Annotated in this window: 7 protein-coding genes; 6 read left to right on the top strand and 1 reads right to left on the bottom strand. The window is 62.3% G+C overall.

Translation table 11 applies throughout. From position 1 onward, the window contains the following. Nucleotides 1–142: 142 nt before the first annotated feature. Nucleotides 143–865 carry a ComF family protein gene (locus ACK543_RS06775; protein WP_409942087.1) on the bottom strand — a complete coding sequence of 241 codons (723 nt, stop codon included), beginning with the start codon at nt 863–865 and terminating at the stop codon, nt 143–145. Nucleotides 866–902: 37 nt separating this feature from the next. On the opposite strand from ACK543_RS06775, the gene ACK543_RS06770 reads away from it, so the two are divergent. The 6 genes from ACK543_RS06770 to ACK543_RS06745 all read left to right on the top strand — a co-directional run. After that, nucleotides 903–1,805, top strand: coding sequence for a biotin synthase (locus ACK543_RS06770; RefSeq protein ID WP_409942088.1), 903 nt, complete (start codon nt 903–905; stop codon nt 1,803–1,805). Between the two features lie 380 nt (nt 1,806–2,185). Continuing rightward, nucleotides 2,186–2,662, top strand: coding sequence for a DUF2244 domain-containing protein (locus tag ACK543_RS06765; RefSeq protein WP_409942086.1), 477 nt, complete (start codon nt 2,186–2,188; stop codon nt 2,660–2,662). A 58-nt stretch (nt 2,663–2,720) separates the two neighbouring features. Further along, the gene (gene coxB, locus ACK543_RS06760) at nt 2,721–3,890 is read left to right on the top strand and encodes a cytochrome c oxidase subunit II (protein WP_409942085.1); all 1,170 of its coding nucleotides are present in this window, start codon (nt 2,721–2,723) and stop codon (nt 3,888–3,890) included. 30 nt (nt 3,891–3,920) lie between these two features. Continuing rightward, complete coding sequence (gene ctaD, locus ACK543_RS06755; RefSeq protein WP_409942084.1) at nt 3,921–5,555, top strand: cytochrome c oxidase subunit I; 1,635 nt, start codon at nt 3,921–3,923, stop codon at nt 5,553–5,555. 17 nt (nt 5,556–5,572) lie between these two features. Continuing rightward, entirely contained in the window at nt 5,573–5,683 is a 111-nt protein-coding gene (locus tag ACK543_RS06750) for a cytochrome oxidase small assembly protein (RefSeq protein ID WP_409942083.1), read from the top strand. A gap of 16 nt (nt 5,684–5,699) precedes the next feature. Continuing rightward, nucleotides 5,700–5,976: cytochrome c oxidase assembly protein (locus ACK543_RS06745; RefSeq protein ID WP_409942082.1), on the top strand; the 277-nt coding region annotated here is incomplete at its 3' end.

Below are 5,976 nucleotides of genomic sequence, written 5' to 3'. Positions count from 1 at the left end.
CGACTGAAGCTGCGAGCGCTCATCGTCCGTCAGCAGCAACTCGACTTTCGGTCTTCCTGTCCTCATGGCGGTATCTCCGTTCCCAAGATACCGCATTGGCATGCACGATTAATGCCAGAAATTAACGGGACATGACACTAGGTCAATCCATCCCGGTTCGCGCCAGCACGATGGCCGTCACATGGGCCACGCCCGCTTCGCGCAAGGCCTGGGTGGCCGCGTGCAGGGTGGCGCCCGTGGTCATGACGTCATCTACCAGCACCACCCGCTGGCCGCTCAAGCTTGCGGCGCGGGATGGCTCCACCACAAAGGCACCGCTCAGGTTGCGCAGGCGCTCGGCCCTGGGCAACCCGCTCTGTGCCTCGGTCGAGTGCAAGCGCAAAAGCGTCGATGGATCGGTCTTGTGCGGTGCAAGCTCACGCGCCAGCAGGGCCGCCTGGTTGAAGCCCCGCTCACGAAGGCGCTCGGTGGACAGCGGGACCGGCAGCACGCGGTCTGCTGCCTCCAGCGCTGGCTCCACCCATGGCGTGCTGCGCATCAGCGTGGCCAGGGTGCGCGCCCAGCCAGGGTCTCCGCGAAACTTGAAATCGCCCAGGGCGTCGGCCCAGGGGTAGGCGTAGTCCACCGCCGCCAGGCTGGCATCTTGGAGCGGCGGTGATTTCAGGCAGGCGCCGCACACGTCCACACCGGCGGGCACACACAGCGCGCAGCGCGCACAACGCCAGGCAGGCTGTGCAAACCGCGCTGCGCAGGCGTCGCAGATGCGCCGCGATGGCCAAGCGTGGCAAACCGCGCATGCGCCGGGCACGCGGTCGGCCAGGTCTTGCAGGCGGCGTGAGACCCCTGCCAGGCGAGTGAACAGCATGAGTCAATATACTCGCGCCTCCCGCTTTGCACGGCACATGCCCACCGACCGCCCCCCCACCATCGACCCCGTTGCGGCTGCGCGCTGGCACTCGGCAGCGCCCGCAGCCTCGCCCTGGCTGCATGAGGAAGTGGGCCGCCGCATGCAGGACCGCCTGCAGTGGATCCGGCAGGCGCCGCAGTCCTGGTGCGATTGGGAGGCTGTGCGGGGAGGGCTGCAGGCGCACGCTTTGGTGGCGGCTCGCTACCCCAAGGCCCGCAGCATCATCCATGAACCTGTGGCCGCGCGAGCGCAAGCGGCACGTGACGCCTTGGCCCAGCCCTGGTGGAGCCGCCGACGCTGGAGCGGCGCCAGCCCCGAATTTTGCTTGCCAGAGCCCGCGAGCGTGCAGATGCTGTGGGCCAACATGGCGCTGCACACGGCAGCCGACCCGCAGGCGCTGATTGGCCAATGGCACCGGGCGCTGGCCGTCGATGGCTATCTGATGTTCTCGTGCCTGGGGCCGGATACGCTGCGCGAAATCCACCGCCTGTATGCGGACTTGGGCTGGCCCGCCGCGGGGCATGCCTTCACGGACATGCACGACTGGGGCGACATGCTGGTGCAGGCCGGCTTTGCCGAGCCCGTGATGGACATGGAGCGCATCACGCTCACCTTTGCGTCCCCCGAGCGGCTGGTGCAGGAGCTGCGCGAGCTGGGCTGCAACCTGCACCCGGGGCGCCATGCCGCGCTGCGAGGGCGGCGCTGGCGGGAGCATTTCCACGCCGCGCTGTCCGAGCGTCTGGCCGATCCAGATCACGGAGGTCAGTTGGCGCTCACCTTCGAGATCATCTACGGCCATGCCTTCAAGCCGGCGCCCCGGCTCCGCGTTGGCGAATCAAGCGCGATCTCGTTGCAGGACATGCGCGCCATGCTGCGCAAGCCGGGTGAACGGAAGTAACGGGACGGGATCCCGAGGCGCGCATGCTCCTGGCAGATACCTGAGTGGCGCCGTCGGCTATCGCAGTGCAACTTGCCGTTGCGCTTGCCTTGGCCGCGGGTGATGCGGTGAGGATGGTCCGTCAGGCCCCGCATGCAGCCCCCCCGGCCGCGCCACGCCGCCCTGGTGCGGACAGAATCAACGCAGCCGGTGTGGCGCCATTGGCATCCTGCCGCTCGTTGAGCAGGGTTTGGAGGTGTCCCTACGTCAATGACGTGGGACAAGCCGCGCTACAATTCGCGGCTATTGAGTTTTCGGGCATCTTCCCGCGCAAATTTGCTGGCTGCAGCGCGACGGCTTGTCGTTGCGGATGTGCGCCGGCGGTCTTGTGAGCATGTGCTGTGACGGGCTTGGTTTATCGTTTTGCCACCGTTTCTGGACAACGCGTCGACTGGCGTCTCGCCCGCAACTGCTCGGTGACGCCCGCTCAACTTGGCGGGTTGTACCTGGGTTTGTGCGCGGTCACTTTGACGATCGCATCGGCTTTCTGGATGTTTGGTGCACGGTTCGTCATGCCTTTCGCATGGCTCGAAATCCTCGCAGTGGGTATCGCGTTCGTCATGTATGGCCGCCATGCGGCGGATGGCGAAAGGATTTCACTGCAGGGATCGCGTCTTGTGGTGGAGTTGGAAACGGCAGGTAAGCTCGAGCGCGCAGAGTTCGACCGGAGCCGGGTTCGCGTAGAACCCAAAACTGGCAATCGCTCGCTGATCATGCTGTCTGCGCAGGGCCGCTCGGTCGAGGTGGGGCGCTTTGTGCGTCCTGAACTGAGACCGGCCTTGGCATCGGAGATCCGCATGGCTCTGCGCGCTGCCTGACCCTACGCAGGCGCGCCAGGGGATTGGTTAAATTGAGGCTAAGAAGTAAGTGAGAACTATGAAGAGCATTTCCAACAAGCTGGCTTCTGTGCTGCTGATCGCCGGTGCATGGGTGGGCTCCGCGGCCTACGCGGTTCAGGACCTGCCTGGCGGACCCGCGGTCAATCAGCTGAATCTGGCGCCCCCTGTCACCAAGATCGCGCAAGAGCAGCACTTTCTTCACTGGATGATGCTCATCATCTGCACGGTGATTTTTGTGGCCGTGTTCTCCGTGATGTTCTATTCAATCTGGAAGCACCGCCGATCCAAAGGCGCCAAGGCGGCCAATTTCCATGAGTCTGTGTCGGTCGAGGTGGCTTGGACGATTGCTCCTTTCATCATCGTGATCGTGATGGCACTGCCCGCCACCAAGGTGCTGGTCGCCCAAAAAGACACGACCAACGCCGATCTCACCATCAAGACGACGGGTTATCAGTGGAAGTGGGGCTACGACTATCTGGCTGGCGAAGGTGAGGGTCTTGGCTTTGTCTCGACACTGGACAGCAGCCACCGTGCGATGTCGGACAGCGGCAACGTCAAGGATGCTCCTGCCAACTACCTTCTGAAGGTGGACAACCCCATGGTGGTTCCCGTCAACAAGAAGGTGCGCATCATTACCACCGCCAACGACGTCATCCACGCCTTCATGGTCCCTGCCTTCGGCATCAAGCAGGATGCGATCCCGGGCTTTGTGCGTGACACGTGGTTCCGCGCCGAAAAAATCGGCGATTACTACGGCCAGTGTGCCGAGTTGTGCGGCAAGGAGCACGCCTACATGCCGATCCACGTGAAGGTGGTCTCCGCCGAGGATTACACCGCGTGGGTGGCCACCCAGCGCAAGCTCGCGGCTGCCAAGCTGGACGACCCTTCCAAGGTGTGGGCGCTGGATGACCTGGCCAAGCGTGGCGAGAAGGTTTATGCCGCCAACTGCGCCGCCTGCCACCAGGCCAGCGGCAAGGGTGCTGGCCCGATCAAGGCACTGGACGCTTCCGCTGTCGTTCTCGATGCCGACCATGCCAAGCAAATCCAGATTCTGCTCAAGGGCGCTGCCAACGGCTCCATGCCAGCGTGGCCGCAGTTGAGTGACACGGACATCGCAGCCGTGGTCACCTACACCAAGAACAGCTGGTCCAACAAGACCGGTCAGCTGGTGCAGCCGTCGGAAGTCGTGGCCCAGCGTGGCAAGTAATCAACGCCCCATCGTATTGAGGAATCCAAAATGAGCGCAGTTCTCGACAACCACGGGCACGCTGGCGATCACGCACACGACGGCCACGACCACCACCACGCCCCCACAGGCTGGCGCCGCTGGGTGTTCGCCACCAATCACAAGGACATCGGTACGCTGTACCTGCTGTTCGCCTTTGCGATGCTGATGTTCGGCGGCGTGCTTGCGCTGCTGATTCGCGCTGAACTGTTCCAGCCGGGCCTGCAACTGGTCAACCCCGAGCTGTTCAATCAGCTCACCACCATGCATGGCCTGATCATGGTGTTCGGTGCCATCATGCCGGCCTTTGTCGGCTTTGCTAACTGGATGATTCCGATGCAGATCGGCGCGTCCGACATGGCCTTTGCACGGATGAACAACTTCAGCTTCTGGCTGATGATTCCTGCCGGGCTGATGCTGACAGGCTCGTTCTTGATGCCTGGCGGCGCTCCTGCTGCGGGCTGGACGCTGTATGCGCCGCTCACGTTGCAGATGGGGCCGTCGATGGATGCGGGCATCTTCGCCATGCACATTCTGGGTGCCTCGTCGATCATGGGCTCGATCAACATCATCGTGACCATTCTGAACATGCGCGCTCCGGGCATGACGCTGATGAAGATGCCCCTGTTTGTGTGGACCTGGCTGATCACCGCGTACCTGCTGATTGCCGTGATGCCTGTGCTGGCAGGCGCCATCACCATGACGCTGACAGACCGCCACTTCGGCACCAGCTTCTTCAACCCCGCTGGTGGCGGTGACCCGGTGATGTACCAGCACATCTTCTGGTTCTTCGGTCACCCCGAGGTGTACATCATGATCTTGCCGGCGTTCGGCATCGTCAGCCAGATCGTGCCTGCGTTTTCGCGCAAGAAGCTGTTTGGCTACGCCTCCATGGTGTATGCGACATCGTCCATCGCGATTCTGTCGTTCATCGTGTGGGCGCACCACATGTTCACGACCGGCATGCCGGTCACTGGACAACTGTTTTTCATGTACGCCACCATGCTGATCGCCGTGCCCACGGCCGTGAAGATCTTCAACTGGATCGCCACCATGTGGCGCGGCTCCATGACCTTTGAAACCCCCATGCTGTTTGCGGTGGGTTTCATCTTCGTGTTTACCATGGGTGGCTTCACCGGCCTGATCCTGGCGATGGCGCCGATTGACATCCAGCTTCAGGACACGTATTACGTGGTGGCCCACTTCCACTACGTGCTGGTGGCAGGCTCGCTGTTTTCGATGTTCGCTGGCGTGTACTACTGGCTGCCCAAGTGGACGGGTGTGATGTATTCCGAAACGCGCGGCCAGATCCACTTCTGGAGCTCGCTCATTTTCTTCAACATCACCTTTTTCCCGATGCACTTCCTGGGTCTGGCCGGCATGCCCCGTCGCTATGCGGACTACCCCATGCAGTTTGCTGATTTCAATGCGATCGCGTCCGTCGGTGCGTTTGGTTTCGGGCTGGCACAGGTGTACTTCTTCCTGGCCGTGGTCCTGCCCGCCATGCGTGGCAAGGGTGAAAAGGCTCCGGCCAAGCCTTGGGATGGCGCTGAAGGTCTGGAGTGGGAGTTGCCGTCGCCTGCACCTTTCCATACCTTTGAAAACCCGCCCAAGCTGGACGCCACTGCAACCCGCGTACTGGGCTGAAATCAAGGACTGGATGCATGACACCCGAACAGAAAAAAAGCAACCTCCGCATGGCACTGATTCTTGCTTCGGTGGCTGCCGCGTTCTTTGTAGGGTTCATGATCAAGGTCACTTTTTTGTCCCGCTGAGCGAGCAAGCATCTCCATGAGCCTGCGCCAGGAAAACGTGAAGATGGTCGGAAAGCTGGTCGTTGTGGCCGCCGGCATGTTCGCGTTCGGCTACGTGTTGATCCCCATCTACAAGCACATTTGCGAGATGACGGGCATCAACATCCTGTCTCTGTCAGAGCGTCAGGTGCCTGGCAATGGCACAGCCGGAAAAGACGTCAAGCTGCCGGCCAACAGCCAGATTGATCGGACCCGCACGATCACCGTGGAGTTCGACGCGAATGCGCGCGGTCCGTGGGATTTCAAACCTGCCC

Source organism: Acidovorax sp. (genome assembly GCF_046341535.1).
In the GTDB taxonomy this organism is placed as follows: Bacteria; Pseudomonadota; Gammaproteobacteria; order Burkholderiales; family Burkholderiaceae_C; genus Acidovorax.
The sequence above is the reverse complement of the archived record's forward strand: the minus strand, read 5'-3'. Positions and strand labels throughout refer to the sequence as shown.

Coding starts and splice junctions, on each gene's coding strand:
- ACK543_RS06750 (WP_409942083.1), top strand. CDS start 5,573: ATGACACCCGAACAGAAAAAAAGCAACCTCCGCATGGCACTGATTCTT.
- coxB (WP_409942085.1), top strand. CDS start 2,721: ATGAAGAGCATTTCCAACAAGCTGGCTTCTGTGCTGCTGATCGCCGGT.
- ACK543_RS06775 (WP_409942087.1), bottom strand. CDS start 865: ATGCTGTTCACTCGCCTGGCAGGGGTCTCACGCCGCCTGCAAGACCTG.
- ACK543_RS06770 (WP_409942088.1), top strand. CDS start 903: ATGCCCACCGACCGCCCCCCCACCATCGACCCCGTTGCGGCTGCGCGC.
- ctaD (WP_409942084.1), top strand. CDS start 3,921: ATGAGCGCAGTTCTCGACAACCACGGGCACGCTGGCGATCACGCACAC.